The organism is Streptomyces sp. NPDC041970 (genome assembly GCF_055588985.1).
Genome location: NZ_JBVJCD010000002.1, coordinates 244,902 through 264,135, shown reverse-complemented (window position 1 = coordinate 264,135; position 19,234 = coordinate 244,902). Strand labels below are relative to the sequence as shown.

The 19,234-nt window shown below is 73.5% G+C and carries 22 protein-coding genes and 3 tRNA genes; 5 read left to right on the top strand and 20 right to left on the bottom strand.

The genetic code is table 11. The annotated features are described in order from the left end of the window. Window positions 1–86 precede the first annotated feature (86 nt). The 5 genes from ACZ6EJ_RS02485 to ACZ6EJ_RS02465 all read right to left on the bottom strand — a co-directional run bounded on the left by ACZ6EJ_RS02485 (window position 87) and on the right by ACZ6EJ_RS02465 (window position 1,526). Complete coding sequence (locus ACZ6EJ_RS02485; RefSeq protein ID WP_469263959.1) at window positions 87–515, bottom strand: MaoC family dehydratase; 429 nt, start codon at window positions 513–515, stop codon at window positions 87–89. Next, a complete protein-coding gene (locus tag ACZ6EJ_RS02480; protein ID WP_469263957.1) occupies window positions 515–967 on the bottom strand; it encodes an FAS1-like dehydratase domain-containing protein in 453 nt (150 codons plus the stop codon). Before ACZ6EJ_RS02480 ends, ACZ6EJ_RS02485 begins: the two co-directional genes overlap by 1 nt. A gap of 115 nt (window positions 968–1,082) precedes the next feature. Beyond that, complete coding sequence (rpmG, locus tag ACZ6EJ_RS02475) at window positions 1,083–1,247, bottom strand: 50S ribosomal protein L33 (RefSeq protein WP_003956487.1); 165 nt, start codon at window positions 1,245–1,247, stop codon at window positions 1,083–1,085. Between the two features lie 88 nt (window positions 1,248–1,335). After that, window positions 1,336–1,408: transfer RNA gene (locus ACZ6EJ_RS02470), tRNA-Met, on the bottom strand. A 45-nt stretch (window positions 1,409–1,453) separates the two neighbouring features. After that, window positions 1,454–1,526, bottom strand: a tRNA-Thr gene (locus tag ACZ6EJ_RS02465). 264 nt (window positions 1,527–1,790) lie between these two features. Here ACZ6EJ_RS02465 and ACZ6EJ_RS02460 point away from each other — a divergent pair. After that, window positions 1,791–3,068, top strand: coding sequence for an amidohydrolase family protein (locus ACZ6EJ_RS02460; protein ID WP_469263956.1), 1,278 nt, complete (start codon window positions 1,791–1,793; stop codon window positions 3,066–3,068). Window positions 3,069–3,102: 34 nt separating this feature from the next. Further along, on the top strand, window positions 3,103–3,759 hold the full coding sequence (locus tag ACZ6EJ_RS02455; protein WP_469263955.1) for an SDR family oxidoreductase: 657 nt from the start codon (window positions 3,103–3,105) through the stop codon (window positions 3,757–3,759). Between the two features lie 67 nt (window positions 3,760–3,826). Here the strand turns inward: ACZ6EJ_RS02455 and ACZ6EJ_RS02450 are convergent. After that, a tRNA-Tyr gene (locus tag ACZ6EJ_RS02450) sits at window positions 3,827–3,908 on the bottom strand. Window positions 3,909–4,150: 242 nt separating this feature from the next. On the opposite strand from ACZ6EJ_RS02450, the gene ACZ6EJ_RS02445 reads away from it, so the two are divergent. The 3 genes from ACZ6EJ_RS02445 to ACZ6EJ_RS02435 all read left to right on the top strand — a co-directional run bounded on the left by ACZ6EJ_RS02445 (window position 4,151) and on the right by ACZ6EJ_RS02435 (window position 6,120). Continuing rightward, window positions 4,151–4,639: a YajQ family cyclic di-GMP-binding protein gene (locus tag ACZ6EJ_RS02445; protein ID WP_003967012.1), complete on the top strand. Its 489-nt coding sequence runs from the start codon at window positions 4,151–4,153 to the stop codon at window positions 4,637–4,639. A 275-nt stretch (window positions 4,640–4,914) separates the two neighbouring features. Further along, window positions 4,915–5,433, top strand: a complete 519-nt coding sequence (locus ACZ6EJ_RS02440; protein WP_469263953.1) for a methylated-DNA--[protein]-cysteine S-methyltransferase — start codon at window positions 4,915–4,917, stop codon at window positions 5,431–5,433. Between the two features lie 3 nt (window positions 5,434–5,436). Further along, entirely contained in the window at window positions 5,437–6,120 is a 684-nt protein-coding gene (locus ACZ6EJ_RS02435) for an alpha-ketoglutarate-dependent dioxygenase AlkB family protein (RefSeq protein ID WP_469263952.1), read from the top strand. 37 nt (window positions 6,121–6,157) lie between these two features. Here the strand turns inward: ACZ6EJ_RS02435 and ACZ6EJ_RS02430 are convergent, their stop codons facing one another. The 14 genes from ACZ6EJ_RS02430 to ACZ6EJ_RS02365 all read right to left on the bottom strand — a co-directional run bounded on the left by ACZ6EJ_RS02430 (window position 6,158) and on the right by ACZ6EJ_RS02365 (window position 18,988). Beyond that, on the bottom strand, window positions 6,158–6,430 hold the full coding sequence (locus tag ACZ6EJ_RS02430; RefSeq protein ID WP_469263950.1) for a GlsB/YeaQ/YmgE family stress response membrane protein: 273 nt from the start codon (window positions 6,428–6,430) through the stop codon (window positions 6,158–6,160). A 113-nt stretch (window positions 6,431–6,543) separates the two neighbouring features. Then, a complete protein-coding gene (locus tag ACZ6EJ_RS02425) occupies window positions 6,544–6,936 on the bottom strand; it encodes a YccF domain-containing protein (protein WP_469263948.1) in 393 nt (130 codons plus the stop codon). Continuing rightward, a complete protein-coding gene (gene htpX / locus ACZ6EJ_RS02420; protein ID WP_469263946.1) occupies window positions 6,933–7,796 on the bottom strand; it encodes a zinc metalloprotease HtpX in 864 nt (287 codons plus the stop codon). The genes ACZ6EJ_RS02425 and htpX overlap by 4 nt, the downstream gene beginning before the upstream one ends. A gap of 221 nt (window positions 7,797–8,017) precedes the next feature. Beyond that, window positions 8,018–8,473: a large conductance mechanosensitive channel protein MscL gene (mscL, locus tag ACZ6EJ_RS02415; protein ID WP_469263944.1), complete on the bottom strand. Its 456-nt coding sequence runs from the start codon at window positions 8,471–8,473 to the stop codon at window positions 8,018–8,020. Window positions 8,474–8,605: 132 nt separating this feature from the next. Beyond that, the gene (locus ACZ6EJ_RS02410) at window positions 8,606–10,153 is read right to left on the bottom strand and encodes an NADH-quinone oxidoreductase subunit N (RefSeq protein ID WP_469263943.1); all 1,548 of its coding nucleotides are present in this window, start codon (window positions 10,151–10,153) and stop codon (window positions 8,606–8,608) included. Next, complete coding sequence (locus ACZ6EJ_RS02405) at window positions 10,150–11,754, bottom strand: complex I subunit 4 family protein (protein WP_469263942.1); 1,605 nt, start codon at window positions 11,752–11,754, stop codon at window positions 10,150–10,152. Before ACZ6EJ_RS02405 ends, ACZ6EJ_RS02410 begins: the two co-directional genes overlap by 4 nt. Then, the gene (locus tag ACZ6EJ_RS02400) at window positions 11,751–13,751 is read right to left on the bottom strand and encodes an NADH-quinone oxidoreductase subunit 5 family protein (protein WP_469263940.1); all 2,001 of its coding nucleotides are present in this window, start codon (window positions 13,749–13,751) and stop codon (window positions 11,751–11,753) included. Before ACZ6EJ_RS02400 ends, ACZ6EJ_RS02405 begins: the two co-directional genes overlap by 4 nt. Continuing rightward, window positions 13,748–14,182: an NADH-quinone oxidoreductase subunit NuoK gene (gene nuoK / locus ACZ6EJ_RS02395; RefSeq protein ID WP_469263939.1), complete on the bottom strand. Its 435-nt coding sequence runs from the start codon at window positions 14,180–14,182 to the stop codon at window positions 13,748–13,750. The genes ACZ6EJ_RS02400 and nuoK overlap by 4 nt, the downstream gene beginning before the upstream one ends. Continuing rightward, window positions 14,182–14,883, bottom strand: coding sequence for an NADH-quinone oxidoreductase subunit J family protein (locus ACZ6EJ_RS02390; protein WP_469263937.1), 702 nt, complete (start codon window positions 14,881–14,883; stop codon window positions 14,182–14,184). The genes nuoK and ACZ6EJ_RS02390 overlap by 1 nt, the downstream gene beginning before the upstream one ends. Then, window positions 14,880–15,452, bottom strand: coding sequence for a NuoI/complex I 23 kDa subunit family protein (locus ACZ6EJ_RS02385; RefSeq protein ID WP_469263935.1), 573 nt, complete (start codon window positions 15,450–15,452; stop codon window positions 14,880–14,882). Before ACZ6EJ_RS02385 ends, ACZ6EJ_RS02390 begins: the two co-directional genes overlap by 4 nt. Beyond that, window positions 15,449–16,420: a complex I subunit 1/NuoH family protein gene (locus tag ACZ6EJ_RS02380; RefSeq protein ID WP_469263933.1), complete on the bottom strand. Its 972-nt coding sequence runs from the start codon at window positions 16,418–16,420 to the stop codon at window positions 15,449–15,451. The genes ACZ6EJ_RS02385 and ACZ6EJ_RS02380 overlap by 4 nt, the downstream gene beginning before the upstream one ends. Next, a complete protein-coding gene (locus tag ACZ6EJ_RS02375) occupies window positions 16,417–17,916 on the bottom strand; it encodes an NADH-quinone oxidoreductase subunit C (RefSeq protein ID WP_469263932.1) in 1,500 nt (499 codons plus the stop codon). Before ACZ6EJ_RS02375 ends, ACZ6EJ_RS02380 begins: the two co-directional genes overlap by 4 nt. Beyond that, the gene (locus ACZ6EJ_RS02370; protein WP_469263930.1) at window positions 17,913–18,584 is read right to left on the bottom strand and encodes an NADH-quinone oxidoreductase subunit B; all 672 of its coding nucleotides are present in this window, start codon (window positions 18,582–18,584) and stop codon (window positions 17,913–17,915) included. Before ACZ6EJ_RS02370 ends, ACZ6EJ_RS02375 begins: the two co-directional genes overlap by 4 nt. Next, window positions 18,575–18,988, bottom strand: a complete 414-nt coding sequence (locus ACZ6EJ_RS02365; RefSeq protein WP_469263987.1) for an NADH-quinone oxidoreductase subunit A — start codon at window positions 18,986–18,988, stop codon at window positions 18,575–18,577. Before ACZ6EJ_RS02365 ends, ACZ6EJ_RS02370 begins: the two co-directional genes overlap by 10 nt. Window positions 18,989–19,234: the final 246 nt, after the last annotated feature.

The window sequence follows — 19,234 nt, the reverse complement described above, 5'->3', positions numbered from 1 at the left end:
GGACAAGAGTACGGTCCGCGCCCCCGCCGCCTGTGCGGGGTCGCGGACCGTGCGTCCTCGTCCTGCGGCCGGTGTACGCCTCGGGGTCAGGCGAGCCGGACGACGGCGCGGGAGAGCCCGAGCACCTTCTTGCCGTCGCAGACGGCGACCAGGTCCACGCGGACCAGGTTGTCCTCCAGCTTCTCCGCGACCTTGCCGCTGACCTCGATCAGCGCGCCCTTGTCGTCGTCGGGCACGACGACCGGCCGCGTGAAGCGCACCCCGTACTCGACGACCGCGGCCGGGTCGCCGACCCAGTCCGTGACCACCCGGATCGCCTCGGCCATGGTGAACATGCCGTGCGCGATCACGTCGGGCAGCCCGACCTCGCGGGCGAACCTCTCGTTCCAGTGGATGGGGTTGAAGTCGCCCGAGGCGCCCGCGTACCGCACGAGCGTCGCCCGCGTCACCCGGAACGACTGCGGCGGCAGCTCCGTCCCCTTCTCGACCGACCCGTAACCGACCTTCGCCGTCATCACGCCTCCTCGGCGGCGCGCGCCACCAGCTTCATGAACGCCGTGACGACCAGCTCGCCGGCCTCGTCGCGCACGTCGCCGCGGACGTCCAGGATGTCGTTGCCCGCCATGGACTTGACGCCCTCGATCGTCGAGGTGACCGAGAGCCGGTCCCCCGCCCGCACCGGGCGGACGTAGGTGAACCGCTGGTCGCCGTGGACGACCCGGCTGTAGTCCAGGCCCAACTGCGGGTCCTGCACCACCTGGCCGGCGGCCTGGTAGGTGATGGAGAAGACGAAGGTGGGCGGGGCGATCACATCGGGATGGCCGAGCGCGCGGGCGGCGTCCGCGTCGGTGTACGCCGGATGGGTGTCGCCCACCGCCTCGGCGAACTCGCGGATCTTCTCCCGGCCGACCTCGTAGGCCGAGGTGGGCGGATAGGTCCGCCCCACGAAGGACTGGTCGAGCGCCATGTGCTCGCTACCTCCTGGTGAAAGACGAATAAAGGGTGCGCCCCGTTCGAGGAGCGACCCGATACAACGACACGAGGCCGCCCCCAGAGGGGACGGCCTCGTGTACGAGCCTGATTCAGCGCGTTTCGCGGTGCGCGGTGTGCGAGTTGCAGCGCGGGCAGTGCTTCTTCATCTCAAGACGGTCCGGGTTGTTACGCCGGTTCTTCTTGGTGATGTAGTTCCGCTCCTTGCACTCCACGCAGGCCAGCGTGATCTTCGGGCGGACGTCGGTGGCAGCCACGTGAGTGCTCCTTGGACGGACGGTGGACGGATGAACGCATAAAAGAGTAGCCGATCGAAGGACCGACCCAACAATCGGCTACCGTTAGTAGCGGTGACCGGACTTGAACCGGTGACACAGCGATTATGAGCCGCTTGCTCTACCGACTGAGCTACACCGCTTTGATGACGAGTCTCCCCGCCGAAGCGGGGTTTCCCGATCACCAGAGCCCCAATGCGGAATCGAACCGCAGACCTTCTCCTTACCATGGAGACGCTCTACCGACTGAGCTATTGGGGCGAGCGATGAAGACATTACACGGTCCTGGGCTGGTTGCCCAAATCCTTTGGCGGAGCCCTCCCCGGCCGCCTCTCCAGCCCCGTCCGCACCCCCTGATCAGGGGGTGATCCACCCCGCGCCGGGGCCGGGGACGGCGCACCGGAACACCTGTTCCGCCCCGCCGCCGAGGCGGCCCCGCGCACCTCAGCGCCGCTCCACCGGGGACGGCGGCGGAGCCCTTAGGCTCGACCCACTCCGCGTGATCCCGCACCTCCCAGGAGCGCTGTGCCCGACAGCCAGCCGCGGCGGCCCGACGACAACGCGCCCGACAGCGCCGACCCGGCCACCGCCGCCGACCACCCCGCCCTCGTCCTCAGCGGCGCCCGCCTCACGGACGGCCGCCGCGTCGACGTACGCCTGAGCGGCGGCCGCATCGAGGCCGTCGGCACCGCGGGCAGCCTCTCCACGCGCGGCCCCCGCGTCGACCTGCGCGGGTACCTCCTGCTGCCCGCCCCCGCCGAGCCGCACGCCCACAGCGACACCGCGCTCACCGCGGACGGCTCCGGGCCCGCCTCCCCGCGCGCCGAGGACGTCCAGCGCCGCGCCACGGAGGCCGCCCTGCTCCAGCTCGGCCACGGCGCGACCGCCCTGCGCACCCACGTCCGCGTCGGCGACGTCCAGGGGCTCGCCCCGCTCGAAGCCGTCCTCCAGGCCCGGCGCGCTCTGCGCGGCCTGGCCGACCTCGTGCCGGTCGCGGTCCCCCGCCTCCTGACCGGCGTGGCCGGGGCGGACGGCCTCGCGATGCTCCGCGACGCGGTGAGGATGGGCGCGGCGGTCGTCGGCGGCCGGCCCGACCTCGACCCCGACCCGATCGGCTACACGGCGGCCGTCCTGGAGATCGCCGCCGAGCACGGCTGCCCGGTCGACCTGCACACCGACGGCGACGACCCCGCCCGCCTGGCCCGTATCGCCGCCATGGCCGCGGGTCTGCACCCCGGCGTCGCCCTCGGTCCCTGCGCGGGGCTGTCCCGGCTGCCCGGCGACGTCGCCGCCCGCGCCGCCGACCAGCTCGCCGCCGCCGGGATCACCGTCGTCTGCCTGCCCCAGGGCGGCTGCACGGGCGCGGAACGGCGCACGACCGCCCCCGTGCGCCTGCTGCACTCCGCCGGCGTGCGCGTGGTCGCGGGCAGCGGGGCGCTGCGCGACGCGGCCAACCCGGTCGGCCGCGGCGATCCGCTCGAAGCGGCCTACCTCCTCGCCTCGCAGACCGGCCTGCGCGCCGAGCAGGCGTACGCCATGGTCTCCACCACCGCCCGCGCCGCCCTCGGCCTGCCCGACGTCCGCGTCGAGGCGGGGTTCCCCGCCGAACTCCTCGCCGTACGGGGCGAACGGCTCTCCGCCGCCCTCTCCCTCGCCTACAGCCGCATCGTCGTCCACCGGGGCCGGGTGGTGGCCCGCACCAGCGCGGTGCGGGAGTACTGCGACTCCGGGGCCGGCGCCGCCGCCGGGCCCGGCCTCCCGCGCCAGGGCCGCTCCGACTCCGGCGCGGGGTCCGGGAACTGAGCACGAGTCGGCCGCCGGGCGTACGGTCGGAGGTATGCGCATCGTCATCGCAGGTGGACATGGACAGATCGCCCTCCGGCTGGAACGGCTGCTCGCCGCTCGCGGGGACGAGGCCGTGGGCCTCATCCGCAACCCGCGGCAGAGCCAGGACCTCGTCGAGGCGGGTGCCCGGCCCGTCGTGCTGGACCTGGAGTCGGCCACCGTCGAAGAGACCGCGGAGGTCCTGCGGGGCGCCGACGCCGCCGTCTTCGCGGCGGGCGCGGGGCCGAACAGCGGCACCGCCCGCAAGGACACCGTCGACCGCGACGCGGCGGTCCTCTTCGCCGACGCCGCCGAGGCGGCGGGCGTACGCCGCTACGTCATCGTCTCCTCCATGGGCGCCGACCCCGACCACCCCGGCGACGAGGTCTTCGACGTGTACCTGAGGGCCAAGGGCGCCGCCGACGCCGACGTACGCGCCCGGAGCGCGCTGGACTGGACGATCCTGCGCCCCGGCACGCTCACCGACGACGCGGGCACCGGACAGGTCCTCCTGGCCGCGTCGACGGGGCGCGGCCGCATCCCCCGCGACGACGTGGCGGCCACGCTGCTGGAGCTGCTGGACACTCCGGCGACGGCGGGCCTCACCCTGGAGGCGGTCTCGGGGAGCGTGCCGGTCACGGTGGCCGTGAAGGACGTCGCGGGCAACTGACGCCCGACCGGAGCACGGGAACGAAGAAGCCCCCGACCAGATGGACTGGTCGGGGGCTTCCCTCGCGTGGCGGCGCCAGGGTTCGAACCTGGGTAGGCTGAGCCGGCAGATTTACAGTCTGCTCCCTTTGGCCACTCGGGCACACCGCCTCGAACGACGCGTCGGATCTCCGCTGGTGAGCTCCTTGGCGACGACGTAAACAATACCCGATGGGCGAGGGTGCTCCGCCACCGCGTTGATCGGCGGCCGGGTGCGCGGCGGTCGGGCGCGGGCCCTCCGGGGGCCCGCGACGAAGGGCCGCGGGGCGGGGTCGCGCGCCCGCGGGGCAGGGCGGGTCAGCCCTTAGGCTTTGCGCTGTATCCCACGCATTCGACGCAAGGAGCCACACGTCATGGCCGACTCCAGTTTCGACATCGTCTCGAAGGTCGAGCGGCAGGAGGTCGACAACGCCCTCAACCAGGCCGCCAAGGAGATCTCCCAGCGTTACGACTTCAAGGGGACGGGCGCCTCGATCTCGTGGTCGGGCGAGAAGATCCTGATGGAGGCGAACGGCGAGGAGCGCGTCAAGGCCGTCCTCGACATCTTCCAGTCCAAGCTGATCAAGCGGGGCATCTCGCTGAAGTCGCTGGACGCGGGCGAGCCGCAGCTCTCCGGCAAGGAGTACAAGATCTTCGCGACGATCGAGGAGGGCATCTCCCAGGAGAACGCCAAGAAGGTCGCGAAGATCATCCGCGATGAGGGCCCCAAGGGCGTCAAGGCGCAGGTCCAGGGCGACGAGCTGCGCGTCAGCTCCAAGAGCCGGGACGACCTGCAGGCCGTGCAGGCGCTGCTGAAGGGGCAGGACTTCGACTTCGCGGTGCAGTTCGTGAACTACCGGTAGCCGGGCGCCCCGGTCCGCGCGGGCGTGGCCGGACCGGGCCGCCGGGCCGGGAGGGACGGGGGCACGCCGTCGGGGGGACCTCGACGGGGTGTCCCTTCGCGTTCCGCCCGCAGGGCCTCGGCGGAGGGACGCGATGTCCGAATACCGCCGGTGACGGCGGGCCGGGCGGGCGCAGACTGGCCGTACGGACAGAGGTCGGCGACCCCGGACCGGCCGTGCCGGCGTGGGCCGGGCGGCGCGTGGGCCGCGGTCGGCGGCGAGGGAAGTGAGCAGGCGTGACGACGGTGTACGCGCGGGTGGAGAGCCCGCTCGATGAGTTGCTGCTGGTCGGCGAGGTGCCGGACGGTTCCGGCCCGGCCGCGGGCGCACAGGTGCGGTTGCGCTCGCTCTCGGTGCCCGGCCAGAAGGGCGGCGCGGTCGTCCAGGAGGGGTGGCTGCACGCCCCGGAGGCGTTCACGGAGGTCGCCGGGCAGTTGGCGGCGTACTTCGCGGGCCGCTCGACGCGGTTCGACGTACCGCTGGCCGCGGGGGTGGGCACGGAGTTCCAGCGGCGGGTCTGGGAGGCGCTGGAGTCGGTCCCGTACGGGCGGACGGTGTCGTACGGGGAGGTCGCCGCGCGGGTCGGGGCGTCCGGGGCGGGCGTGCGGGCGGTGGGCACGGCGATCGGGCGCAACCCGCTGCTGGTCGTCCGCCCGTGCCACCGGGTGATCGGCGCGGACGGGGCGCTGCGGGGGTATGCGGGCGGGCTGGAGCGCAAGAGGCTGCTGCTGGCGCTCGAGGGCGCGGCGGGCTGAGCGGTGGCGTCCGAAGGGGTGCCGTCGTCCGCGGACGGCCTGTTCCGCCGGGAGCGGCGGGTCGTCGCTCCGGGCGCGGTGCACGTGCCGGAGTGGCTGTCGGTGGAGCGCCGGCGGGAGCTGGTGGCGGCGTGCCGGGAGTGGGCGCGGGGGCCGGTCCCGTTGCGGCGGACCGAGCTGCCCGGCGGCGGGGTGATGTCCGTGCGGACGGTGTGCCTGGGGTGGCACTGGCAGCCGTACCGGTACACGCGTACGGCCGACGACGTGAACGGCGCGCGGGTCGCCGCGTTCCCGGAGTGGCTGGCGCGCCTGGGGCGTGCGGCGGTGGCCGAGGCGTACGGGGACGCGGGGGCGGCGGAGGCGTACGCCCCGGACACGGCGTTGATCAACTTCTATGACGACGCCGCGCACATGGGGATGCACCGGGACGTGGAGGAGCGGTCGAACGCTCCGGTGGTGTCGTTGAGCATCGGGGCGACGTGCGTGTTCCGCTTCGGGAACGCGCGGGGGCGGGGGCGGCCCTTCACGGACGTGGAGCTGGCGTCCGGGGACCTCTTCGTGTTCGGCGGGCCGTCGCGGTTCGCGTACCACGGGGTGCCGAAGGTGTACGCGGGGTCGGCGGACCCGGCCTCGGGGATGCGGGCGGGCCGGTTGAACCTGACGTTGCGGGAGACCGGGCTCCGCTGACCGGGGCCGTGCGTCGCGTACGGGGCGGGGGCCTGGCTCAGCGGCGGGCGCGGGAGTGGCCGAAGAGCAGCCGGTAGGCGATGAGCAGGACCAGCGAGCCGGCTATGGCGGCGATCCAGGTCGCGGTGTCGTAGAAGTCGTTGCTGATGGGGCGGTCGAGGAACCGGCTGGAGAGCCAGCCTCCGACGAAGGCCCCGGCGATGCCGATGAGGGTGGTGCCGACGATGCCGCCCGGATCGCGCCCCGGCAGCAGGACCTTGGCGACGATCCCCGCGAGCAGCCCGAGAACGATCCAACTGATGATGCCCATGTGGTGCCCTGCCTCCGCCTCGCCCTGCGCCTCGTCTCGGAAGTCAGGACGCGGCGGGCGGGTGTTCGGTTGCCCGGTCGGGTGATCGTCAGCGGCGGACCGGAGGACGGCGGTCAGCGGGCGGCGAAGGGCCGGTCCGTGGGGACGATCTCCTTGCCGAGGGGCATGAGGGAGACGGGGATCAGCTTGAAGTTGGCGATGCCCAGGGGGATGCCGATGATCGTGACGCAGAGGGCGATGCCGGTGGTGATGTGGCCGAGGGCGAGCCACCATCCGGCGAGGACCACCCAGAGGACGTTGCCGACGAGGGAGGGCGAGCCGGCGCCCCTGCGGTCGACGACCGTGCGGCCGAACGGCCAGAGGGCGTAGAGGCCGATCCGGAAGGCGGCGACGCCGAACGGGATGCCGATGACGGTGACGCAGAGCAGGAGCCCCGCGAGCAGGTAGCCGAGGAACATCCAGAAGCCGCACAGGATGAGCCAGACGACGTTCAGGAGGGTCTTCATGGGCGGTGACCTGCCATCTGTTCCAGGCGGGCGATGCGCTCCGCCATCGGCGGGTGGGTCGAGAACATCTTCGCCATCCCCTGACCGGGGCGGAAGGGGTTCGCGATCATCATGTGGCTCGCGGTCTCGATCTTCGGTTCGGGCGGCAGCGGGAGCTGCTTCGTCCCGGCGTCGAGCTTGCGCAGGGCGCCGGCGAGGGCGAGCGGGTCCCCGGTGAGCTGGGCTCCGGACGCGTCGGCCTCGTACTCGCGGGAGCGGCTGACGGCGAGCTGGATGACGGAGGCGGCGAGCGGCCCCAGGAGCATGATCAGCAACATGCCGAGGAGGCCGGGGCCCTCGTCGTCGTTGGAGCGGCCCACGGGGATGAGCCAGGCGAAGTTGACCAGGAACATGATGACGGAGGCGAGGGCTCCGGCCACGGACGCGATGAGGATGTCCCGGTTGTAGACGTGGCTCAGCTCGTGGCCGAGGACGCCGCGCAGCTCGCGTTCGTCGAGGATCTGGAGGATGCCCTCCGTGCAGCAGACGGCGGCGTTGCGCGGGTTGCGCCCGGTGGCGAACGCGTTGGGCGCCTGGGTCGGGGAGATGTAGAGGCGCGGCATGGGCTGGCGGGCCGCCGTGGAGAGCTCGCGCACGATGCGGTAGAGCTGGGGGGCCTCGAATTCGCTGACGGGCCGGGCGCGCATGGCCCGCAGGGCCAGCTTGTCGCTGTTCCAGTACGCGTAGGCGTTGGTGCCGACGGCCACCAGGAGCGCGACGAGCAGGCCCGTACGTCCGAAGAAGCTGCCGATGACGATGATGAGTGCGGACAGTCCCCCGAGGAGTACTGCGGTCTTCAGCCCGTTGTGCCGGCGGTGCACGGTACGCCCTCCTAGTGGTGCGGCAGGGGACCCTTTGCGTGGTGCTGCTCCACTCCTCAGTGGAGCCTCCCGTACTGGTCAACGCCAGGCGGCGGGAGCTAGTTCCCTTGTGCGAGCGGCGGGAGGGCGGGGCCCGTCCGGCGTGTCCGGGCCGGTGCGGGCTCCGGCCCCGTACGGCGCGACCGCTGAGCCGTACGGGTGACCGGGGCGTGCCGGGGCGGTCAGCGCTGGGCGGGGAGCTTGGCGAGGGCGACCGCCTCCGGGTCGGGCTCGACCTCGCTGGTGCAGAAGCCGCAGCGGGAGGCGACGGCCGGGATCTCGTTGAAGCAGCGCGGGCAGTCGCGCAGGGCGGCCCTGATGTCGACCGCCTCCTCCTTGGCGAAGCGGTTCTGCACCTTGGCCATGGGGACGACGACGCAGAAGTAGAGGACCGCGGCGGTGATGAGGAAGGCGATGGCGGCCGCGAGGAACTTGCCGTACGGGAAGATCGTGCCCTCGACGGCGAACTCCGCGGTGCTGAAGTCGCCGACCGAGCCGGTGGCGAGACCGATCAGCGGGGTGATGAAGGCGGTGCTGAAGCCGGTGACGACCGCGGTGAACGCGGCTCCGATGGCGAGGCCGATCGCCATCGAGATGACGTTGCCCCGCAGGATGAAGTCCTTGAAACCGTTCAGCACTGCTCTCTCCTCCTGGGCGGGTACGTCGCCGCCTTGTCACGTGACGTATGCAGCCAAGACCTTGCCCTGCGCGGGCGACCGCGGGCAAACCGGCCCCGCGGGCCCCGGAGGCCCCCCGCGGGCGTCGGAGGGTCAGAAGAGGTGGACGGCGGCGAAGCGCAGGACGAGCTGGGGGGCGCCGGAGAGCAGGACCCCGGCCGCCGTGGCCAGGGCGATCGCCGCGGTGAGCGCGACGGGGGCGCCGGACCCGCGGGGCGCGGCCGTCCCGGCGGCCTCCGGGCCGCCGAACAGGGCGGCGGTCCACCGAAGGTAGTAGGCCAGCGCGATCACCACGTTGACGGCCATGACGACGGCGAGCCAGCCGAGGCCCGCGTCCACCGCCGCGGAGAAGACGGTCACCTTGGCGAACAGCCCGATGACGCCCGGCGGCAGTCCGGCCAGGCAGAGCAGGAAGAAGGCGAGGGCGAGGGCCGCGAGGGGGCGCGAGGCGTACAGGCCCCGGTAGTCGGCGAGGCGGTTGCCGGGGTGCGTACGGGCGACGAGGGCGGCGACGGCGAAGGCGCCCAGGTTCACGACGGCGTACATGAGGGCGTACGCGACCGTGGAGCCGATCTGGTCGTCGCTGGAGTACGCGGCGGCGGCGATGGGGACGAGGAGGTAGCCGGCCTGGGCCACGGAGGACCAGGCGAGCAGGCGGACGGCGCTGCGGGCGCGGGCGGGGTCCTGGCGGAGGGCGGCGACGTTGCCGACGGTCATGGTGAGCGCGGCGAGGACGGCGAGGGCGGGGCCCCAGACGTCGGCGTAGGCCGGGAACGCGACGACGGTCACCAGGACGAGCCCGGAGAAGCCGACGGTCTTGCCGACGACGGAGAGGTACGCGGCGATCGGCAGGGGCGCGCCGACGTAGGTGTCGGGGACCCAGAAGTGGAAGGGCGCGGCGGCGGTCTTGAAGGCGAACCCGACGAGGGTCAGGGCGACGCCGGTCTTGGCGAGGGTGTCGAGGGCCGGGGGCACGTCGTCGAGGCGGGCGGCGATCTCGGTGAGGTGCAGGGAGCCCGCGGCCGCGTACACGAAGCTGACGCCGAGCAGCATGACGGCGGTGGCGACGACGGAGGAGAGGAAGAACTTCAGCGCGGCCTCGGAGGAGCGCCGGTCGCCGCGCACGATGCCGACCAGGGCGAACGCGGGCAGCGAGGCGACCTCCAGGGCGACCACGAGGGTGGCGAGGTCGCGGGCGGCGGGCAGGAGGGCGGCGCCGGAGGCGGAGGCCAGGAGCAGGAACCAGTACTCGCCCGCCGGGAGCTTGCGGGTGTCGTCCAGGGAGAGCAGCGCGGTGAGGAGCGCGCCGCCCAGGACGAGGGCCTGGATGACGAGGGCGAAGTGGTCGGCGGTGTAGCTGCAGGGCTGCGCGCCGGTGGTGACGCAGAAGGTGGAGCGGTCCCCGCCGCGCAGGGGGATCAGGAGCGCGAGGGCCGCGGCGAGGGCGGTGAGGGCCCCGTAGCCGAGGAGCCGTTTGCGGTGGGCGGGCAGGAACAGGTCGGCCACGAGCAGGACCAGGGCGGCCAGCGCGGTGAGGGTGGGGGGCGCGACGGCGAGCCAGTCGATGGACTGGACGAGGCTGGGGGCGTCGGCGGCGGCGGTGGTGTGCGTGAGGGCGAGGGGGGTGGGGTCCGCGGTCACGACTTGCCTCCTGCGAGGAGCTTCTGCACGGCCGGGTCGGTGAGGCCGAGGAGGACGGCGGGCCAGAGTCCGGCGAGGACGGTGAGGGCAGCCAGCGGGGCCCAGGTGGCGGCTTCGTACGGCTGTACGTCGGCGAGCCGCGGCGCTCCGGCGGCGGGCGGGAGCGGGGGGTGGGGCACGTGTCCGCCCATGCAGACGCGGCGGACCACGATGAGCATGTACGCGGCGGTGAGCAGGGTGCCGAACGCCCCGACGGCCATGAAGGTGCGGAACGCGGGGCGGCTGAGTCCTTCGGCGGGGCTGAACGCGCCGAACAGCGTGAGCATCTCGCCCCAGAAGCCGGCGAGCCCCGGCAGGCCGAGCGAGGCGATCGCGGCGAAGGCGAGGAGCGCGCCGAGCCGCGGGGCCCGGCCGTAGAGGGCCGCTCCGGCGGCCCCGGCGAGGGTGTCGAGGTCGGCGGTGCCGTAACGGTCCTTGACCGCGCCGACCAGGAAGAACAGCAGGCCGGTGATGAGGCCGTGGGCGATGTTGGCGAAGAGCGCCCCGTTGACCCCGGTGGGGGTCATGGTGGCGATGCCGAGCAGGACGAAGCCCATGTGGCCGACGGAGGAGTACGCGATGAGCCGCTTGAGGTCGCCTGCGGCACCGGTGCGGGCGAGGGCCAGGCAGGCGAGGGAGGCGTAGACGATGCCGACGACGGCGAACGCGGCGAGGTAGGGCGCGAAGACGCGCATACCGTCCGGTGCGACGGGGAGCAGGATGCGGACGAACCCGTACGTCCCCATCTTGAGCAGGACGCCCGCGAGGAGGACCGATCCGACCGTGGGCGCGGCGGTGTGGGCGTCGGGGAGCCAACTGTGCAGAGGCCACATCGGGGTCTTCACGGCGAGGCCGAGGCCGACCGCGAGGACGGCGACGACCTGCACGGACGTGGTGAGGCCGCGGCCGTTGTCAGTGGCGAGTGCCACCATGTCGAAGGTGCCGCTCCTGAGTCCGATGAGGAGCAGGCCCAGCAGCATGACGACGGAGCCGAGCAGGGTGTAGAGGATGAACTTCCCGGCGGCGGGCTCCCTGGCCTCACCGCCCCAGCGGGCGATGAGGAAGTACATCGGGATGAGGACCATCTCGAAGGCGAGGAAGAAGAGCAGCAGGTCGAGGACGGCGAAGGTGGCGAGGGTGCCGGACTCCAGGACGAGGACGAGGGCGACGAACGCCTTCGGCGAGGGGCCCGCGGGCGGCTTGAAGTAGCTGTACAGCGCGCAGAGGAAGGTCAGCAGCGCGGTCAGGACCAGGAGGGGGAGCGAGATGCCGTCGGTGCCGAGGTGGACGCGGACGTCGAGCGCCGGGATCCACGGGATGTCGGTGGTCGCCTGGATCGTGGCGGGGTGGTCGTGGTCGAAGCCGGCGGCCAGGGCGATCGCGGCGATGAGCACGGCCGCGGTGACGGTCACGCCGTGGCGGAGGACGGCCTGGTCGGGGCTCCTGCCCCGGAGTCCGGGCGGGGCGGGGAGCAGCGCCGCGACGGCGCCGAGGAGCGGGGCGGCGACGATGAACGCGAGAAGGAACTGCATCACGGATGCGCTGATATCGAGCACGGTCACGACCCCGCGTTGACGTTGGCGAAGACGACGGCGGCGATCGCCAGGACGAGGGAGCCCGCGAGCAGGGCGCCGAGGTAGGTCTGCACGTTGCCGGTCTGCGCCCGGCGTACGGCGGCGCCCAGGAGCCGGGCGGTGGTCCCCGCGCCGCGGACGTAGGCGTCGACGACCTCGCGGTCCAGGAAGCGGACGAGGCCGGCGGCGGCCTGGACGGGCCGGACGAACAGGGCCGCGTACAGGGCGTCGAGGTGGAAGCCGGTGACCGCGTGGCGGTGCAGGGGGCCGAGGAGGAGCCTGCCGGGGTCGGCGGGGTCGGGGGCGTCCGCGATGGAGCCGTAGGCGGCGGTGTGGGACGCCATGGCCTCGGCCTCGACGAGGGCCGGTTCGGCGGCCGGGTGGGCGGCGACGGCGCCGATGGGGACGCGCGCGGCGAGGGCGGTGGTGTGCCGCCAGGCGCCGTAGGTGACGAGCCCGCCGATGAGCCCGGCCCCCGTGGACAGGACGGCGGTGGTGAGGGACGGGGTGAGGGCGTGCCCGTCGAACCAGTCGCCGATCGCGCCGGCGGTGAGGCCGAAGGCCAGGGTGGGGACGGCCAGGACCCACAGGACGGAGGTCATGGCGGCGGGCTGCCCGCCGTGGTCGGGGACGTCGGCGCCCCGGCCGCGGAAGGCGAGGAGCCAGAGGCGGGCGGCGTAGGCGGCGGTGAGGGCGGCGGCCAGGAGCCCGGCGACCAGGACCGTCCAGCCCGCGGCGGCCGGGGCGGCGGTCCGGTCCCCGAGGGCGGTGTGCTCGGCGGCGACGAGGACGGCTTCCTTGGAGAAGAAGCCGGCGAACGGCGGGATGGCGGCGAGCGCGAGGAGGGCGACCGTCATCGTCCAGTAGGCGTCCGGGACGCGCCGGGCGAGGCCGCCCATGTGGGACATGGCGGCGAGGGAGTTGGTGCCGGCGGCGTGGATGACGACCCCGGCGGCGAGGAAGAGGACGGCTTTGAACGCACCGTGCGAGATGAGGTGGAAGACGGCGGCCCCCCGGTCCCCGACCGCCAGGGCGCCCGACATGTAGCCGAGCTGGCCGATGGTCGAGTAGGCGAGGACGCGCTTGATGTCGTCCTGGGCGAGGGCGGCGAGCCCGGACCCGATCATCGTGACGGCGGCCATCACGGCCAGGACGACGAGCGCGGCCGCCGAGGCGGCGAAGACGGGCAGCAGCCGGGCCACGAAGTAGATGCCGGCGGCCACCATCGTCGCGGCGTGGATGAGCGCGGAGACGGGGGTGGGGCCGGCCATCGCGTCGGGCAGCCAGGTGTGCAGGGGGAACTGGGCGGACTTCCCGGCGACGCCCGCGAGGAGCAGCAGGGCGATGAGCGTGGGGTGGTCCAGGCCGCCGTGGGCGACGGCGGCGAGGATCTTGGTGATCCGGAAGCTGCCGGTGTCGGCGGCGAGCGCGAACAGGCCGATCAGGAAGGGGACGTCGCCGGCCTTGGTGACCAGGAAGGCCTTGAGGGAGGCGGCGCGGGCCTGGGGCGTCTCCCAGTAGTGGCCGACGAGGAAGTACGAGCAGATGCCCATGACCTCCCATCCGACCAGGAGCACCATCAGGTCGCCGGAGTAGACGACCAGGAGCATCGCCGCCGTGAAGAGGGAGACGAGGGCGGCGTAGGAGGGGTAGCGGGCGTCGTCGCGGAGGTAGGCCGTGGAGTAGATCTGTACGCAGGTGGCGACGAGCCCGACGAGGACGGCGACCAGGACCGCGAAGCCGTCCAGGCGCAGGGCGAGGTCGATGGGGACGGAGCCGGTGGGGGTGAGCTGGGTCGCGGCGTCGATGGCGCGCCCGCCGCCCTGGCGGACGGCGACGACCGCGGCGAGGACGGCCGCGGTCAGCGTCGGGAGGATCGCGAGGGGGCGGACGAAGCCGGGGGCGGTGCGGCCGGCGGCGAGTCCGGCGACGGCTCCGAGGAAGGGGAGGAGCGGGACGAGGGCGGCCAGGGTCGTGGTGGTCACGTGGTCGTCCCCGCCTTCTTGGGCTTCCCGGCCCGCGCCGTGTCCGCCGTGTTCGCCGCGCCGGTCGCGGTGCCCGCGCTCCCGGTCGGGTCGTGGTCGCCGTCGGGGAGCGTCTCGGCGTCGTCGGTCTCGGCCGTGTCGCGGAGCCGGTCGATGGCCGAGCTGCCCCGGTTGCGGTACACGGCCAGGACGATGGCGAGGCCGATGCCGATCTCGGCGGCGGCGACGGCGATGGTGAAGAGGGTGAGGGCCTGGCCGGCGTGGAGGGTGTCGCGGAGCCATACGTCGAAGGCGACGAGGTTGAGGTTGACGGCGTTGAGCATCAGCTCGACGGACATCAGGACGAGGATCGCGTTGCGGCGGGCGAGGACGCCGTAGAGCCCCGTGCAGAAGAGGAGGGCGGCGAGGACGGCGGGATAGGCGAGGTGCATCAGCTCTGCCCCTCCCGTCCGGCGGGGCCGTTCCCGGTGGGCCGGGTCGCCCCGTTCCGCGCGGGTCGCACCGCGGTGTCGGTGTCGTCCTTGCGGGACAGCACGATGGCGCCGACGAGGGCGGCCAGCAGCAGGACGGAGAGCGCTTCGAAGGGCAGGACCCAGTTGCGGAACAGGAAGGCGCCGGTGACCTCGGTGGAGCCCTGGGCCGGTCCGTCGAGGTCGATCCAGGTGGTGCGGAAGGCGTCGACCACCACCCAGACGAGCGCTGCCGCGGCGGTGGCGGCGACGCCGAGCGCGACCCACCGGTTGCCCGAGTCGGCGTCCGGGGAGCGGCCGATGGGGGCGCGGGTGAGCATCAGCCCGAACAGGAGGAGGACGACGATGGAACCGACGTAGATCAGCACCTGGACCCAGGCGATGAACTCCGCCGTGAGCAGGAGGTATTCGACGGCGAGCCCGCCGAGCGCCACGACGAGCCAGAGGGCGGCGTGCACCAGTTGCCTGGTCGTGACGGTGATGACCGCGGCGCCGAGGGTGGCCAGGCCGACGAGGACGAAGGCGATCTCCACCCCGGTCGGGGAGAGGAAGCCGGGGTGGCCGCCGGCGGCCAGGGTGTTCGCCGCGGTGGTCGCCACCGTGCTGACGGGCGCGGACGCCGTCGCGGATGACGACCACGCGGCCGCTGCGGTGAGGGTCATGGGGTCCCGCCCTTCTCCTCGGGCCGTTCCTCCGGCGTGGTGGCGGCTTGGGCGGCGAGCTTGTCCGCCGCCTTGCGGGCGGCGGCGATCTCCTTGGGTTCCTCGGCTCCGGGGTCCAGGGCGGGCGGCTCCGGCACGGTCCACATCCAGGTGCGGAGCTTGTCGCGCTCGTGGGTGAGTTCGTGGATGTCCGTCTCCGCGTACTCGAACTCGGGCGACCAGAACAGCGCGTCGAAGGGGCAGACCTCGATGCAGATGCCGCAGTACATGCAGAGGGAGAAGTCGATGGCGAACCGGTCGAGTACGTTCCGGCTGCGCTCCCGGCCGCCGGGGGCGGCGGGCGGGACGGTCTCCTTGTGCGAGTCGATGTAGATGCACCAGTCGGGGCACTCGCGGGCGCAGAGCATACAGACCGTGCAGTTCTCCTCGAACAGCCCGATGACGCCGCGCGAGCGGGGCGGCAGTTCGGGCTGGACGTCGGGGTACTGCGCGGTGACGGTCTTCTTCGTCATGGTGCGCAGGGTGACGGCGAGGCCCTTGGCGAGGCCGGAGCCGGGGATCGGGGTCACTGGGTGATCGCCACCTTCACGATGCCGGTGAGCGCGATCTGCGCGAGGGCGAGGGGGACCAGGGTGGTCCAGGCGAGCTTCTGCAACTGGTCCTCACGCAGACGCGGGTAGCTGACGCGCAGCCAGATGACGACGAACGCGAGAAGGGAGGTCTTGAGCAGGGTCCAGAGCCAGCCCAGCCCGTCGGCGCCGAGGGGGCCGTGCCAGCCGCCGAGGAAGAGGACGGTGGTCAGGGCGCACAGGACGACGATGCCGGCGTACTCGGCGAGGAGGAAGAGGGCGAAGCGCAGCCCGGTGTACTCGGTGTACGCGCCGAAGATGATCTCGGAGTCGGCGACGGGCATGTCGAACGGCGGGCGCTGGAGTTCGGCGAGCCCGGCGACGAAGAAGACCAGGGCCCCGACGATCTGCCAGGGCAGCCACCACCACGCGAACGCGTCGAGGATGCCGGTGAGCGAGACCGTGCCGGCCGCCATGGCGACGGACGCGGCGGCGAGGAGCATCGGCAGTTCGTACGAGAGCAGTTGCGCGGCGGTACGGAGGCCGCCGAGCAGGGAGAACTTGTTGGCCGAGGCCCAGCCGGCCATCAGGGAGCCCAGGACGCCGATGCCCATCACCGCGAGCACGAAGAAGACGCCCGCGTCGACGGCTTGGCCGACCGCGCCGTCACCGGGCCCGACGGGGATGACCGCGAGGACGAGGAGGTACGGGAGGAGGGCGACGGCGGGGGCGAGTTGGAAGACGCGGCGGTCGGCGGCGGCCGGTACCACGTCCTCCTTCTGCGCGAACTTCACGCCGTCCGCGACGAGCTGGGCCCAGCCGTGGAAGCCGCCCGCGTACATGGGGCCGAGACGGCCCTGCATGTGGGCCATCACCTTGTGCTCGGTCTGGCCCACGAGGAGGGGGGCGACCAGGAACACGGCGAAGACGACGGCCAGGCGGAGGGCGACGTCGAGTACGTCGTTCACGCGGTATCGCCTCCGGCGGGGCGGTCGGCATCGGAGGATGCGCGGTGGGGGGGCGGGGTGTCGGACGGTTCGGTGTCGGGGGGCGGGGTTCCGGACGGTGCGGTGTCGGGGGTCGCCTCGTCCGGTGCGGTGTCGGGGGGTGGGGTTTCGGACGGTGCGGTGTCGGGGGTCGCCTCGTCCGGTGCGGTGTCGCCGGGGGGCGCGTCATCCGGCGGGGCGGGGGTGTCGCTGGTACGGGCGGGGCGCGGGGGTTCACCGCTCGCGGCCTCCCGCCGTGTACGGCTCGGCGCGTCCTGCGAGGGCCGGGCGGACTTCTCCGGCTCGTCGTACGCCGGTTGGGCGTCGTGCCACGGGGCGTCCGTGCTGCGTACGGGGGGCCGCGCCGCGGCGGCCCTCGACGTACCCCGCTCCGGGCGCTGGCTGGCCGACCCCTCGGAGGCGGAACGGGAGCGGCGGGCCGGGCGTACGCCGGGTGCATCCGGCGCGTCCAGCGCGTCCGGCGCGTCCGGCTCCGGGCGCTGACTGGCCGACCCCTCGGAGGCGGAACGGGAGCGGCGGGCGCGCGCGGCCGGGGGCGTGTCGGGGGTCGTCGGGGCCGCCTCCGGGGCCGCAGGCGTCGGGGAAGCCGCCTCGGGCGCTGCCGGACGGACCGCCGCGGGCCCCTCCGGGGGCGTCCCGGCGGGTCCCTGCGGAGACGGTGCCGCGGGGGGTTCCGTGGACGGCGCGGGGCGCTGGGCGGCGGACCCCTCGCCGGCGCTGCGGGTGCGGCGGGGCGGCCGGTCGGCCGCGGGGCGGGCCGCTCGGGAGGGGCGGGCCGCGGCGGGCGGGAGCTGGCCCTTGAGCGGGCCCCACTCGTTCGGGTCGGGGACCCCCGGCGGAAGCATCGTGCGGCGCTTGGGCCCACCGTGTTCGGACTCGCCCGGCTCCTTCGCTCCGGGCCACGCCTTGGCGACCCGTGCCGCCAGGACGAAGTCCTTGCGCAGCGGGTGGCCCTCGAAGCCCTCCGGCAGCAGCAGCGGGACGAGATGCGGGTGGCCTGCGAAGCCGATCCCGAACATCTCGTGCGTCTCCCGCTCGTGCCACGCCGCGCCCGCGTAGACGTCCACAGCGCTGGGCAGGACGGCCGCGTCGTGCGGCACGGTCGTCCGTACGAGCAGCCGCCGGACCGTCCCCGTGCCCAGAGCGGCGACATGGGCGCAGACGCGGAAGCCGACGCCCGGTTCGTCCACGGCGCTGAGCCAGTCGAAGTAGGTGCAGCCCAGCTCGTCGCGGGCGGTCCGCAGCGCGGCGGTCCACCCGGCGGCGGGGACGTCGACGGTGAGCAGGTCGTACGCCGACTCGGCCGTCGCCCCGTCCCCGAACACCTCGGCGGCGGCGTCCGGCAGCCGGCCGTACGCCTCGGCGGCGGACTCCGCGGCGGGGCCGCGGACGCCGGAGGCGGACGCCTCGGCGGGCCCGTCGGCCCCGGCGGCCGCAGCCGTGCGCGGGTCGTTCATCGCCGGTCCTCCCCCGGTGTCGTGGGCGCGGCGACCAGGCCGCTGCGCAGCGCCTCGGTGGACGGGCCGCCGGCGGGGGCCTCGGGGGCGTACCGGTCGGCGAGGGACTCTCGGGCGATCTTCTCCTGGAGCTTCAGGATGCCCTGGAGCAGCGCCTCGGGCCGGGGCGGGCACCCCGGTACGTACACGTCGACGGGGATGATCTGGTCGACGCCCTTGGTGACGGAGTACGAGTCCCAGTAGGGGCCGCCGCAGTTGGAGCACGCGCCGAAGGAGATGACGTACTTCGGTTCGGGCATCTGCTCGTACAGGCGCTTCACGGCCGGGGCCATCTTGTCCGTCACCGTGCCGGAGACGATCATGAGGTCGGCCTGCCGGGGGCCGGGGGCGAACGGGATCACGCCGAGCCGGATGAAGTCGTGGCGCGCCATGGACGCGGCGATGAACTCGATGGCGCAGCAGGCCAGTCCGAAGTTGAAGACCCAGAGGCTGTAGCGGCGGCCCCAGTTGAGGACGACCTTCATCGGTTCGGGCGCGAGCCGGGAGAGCACGCCGAGGCGCTTCGGCTCCGGGAGCAGGGCGGCCTCGGGTGCGGCGGCGGCCGCGGGCTGCGACTCGGGCGGGGTCGCGGGCTGCGCCGCGGGGGTCGGCCGGTTCGTCAGGCCCATGCGAGGACGCCCTTCTTCCATGCGTAGAGCAGTCCCACGGCCAGGAAGCCGAGGAAGACGAACATCTCGACGAGCGTCGTCGCGCCGTACCCCGGAGCCGCGAAGACCGTCGCCCACGGGAACAGGAAGATGGAGTCGACGGCGAAGATCACGTACAGGAACGCGTAGACGTAGTAGCGGACCTGGGTGTGCGCCCAGCCCTCCCCCACGGGATCGACGCCGCATTCGTACGTGAGCAGCTTCTCCGGCGTGGGGACGATGGGCCGCAGGAGGCGGCCGGCCCCGAAGGCCACGGCGACGAACAGGACGCCCACCAGGGCGAACAGGCCGATCACCGAGTAACTCTGGAAGTACGAGTCGCCCGAGGCGAGCACGACGGGCGACTCGCCCGCGACGCCGGCCAGGTCCCGCAGGACGCCCTGATCCCGAAATCCGGTCAGGTCACGGGATCCGGCCAGGTCACGAAGGCTCGTGAGGTCCGCGGTGCCGGTCAGGTCCCGCACTCCGGTCAGTTCCCGCGGTCCCGTGAGGTCTGCGGCGTGGGTCAGGTCCGCGGCGTCGGCCCGGTCCGCGGCTCGGGTCGCGTCCGCGACTCCGGTGATGTGCGCGGCTTCGGTCGCGTCCGCCCCGTCCGCCACGCCGGTCACGTA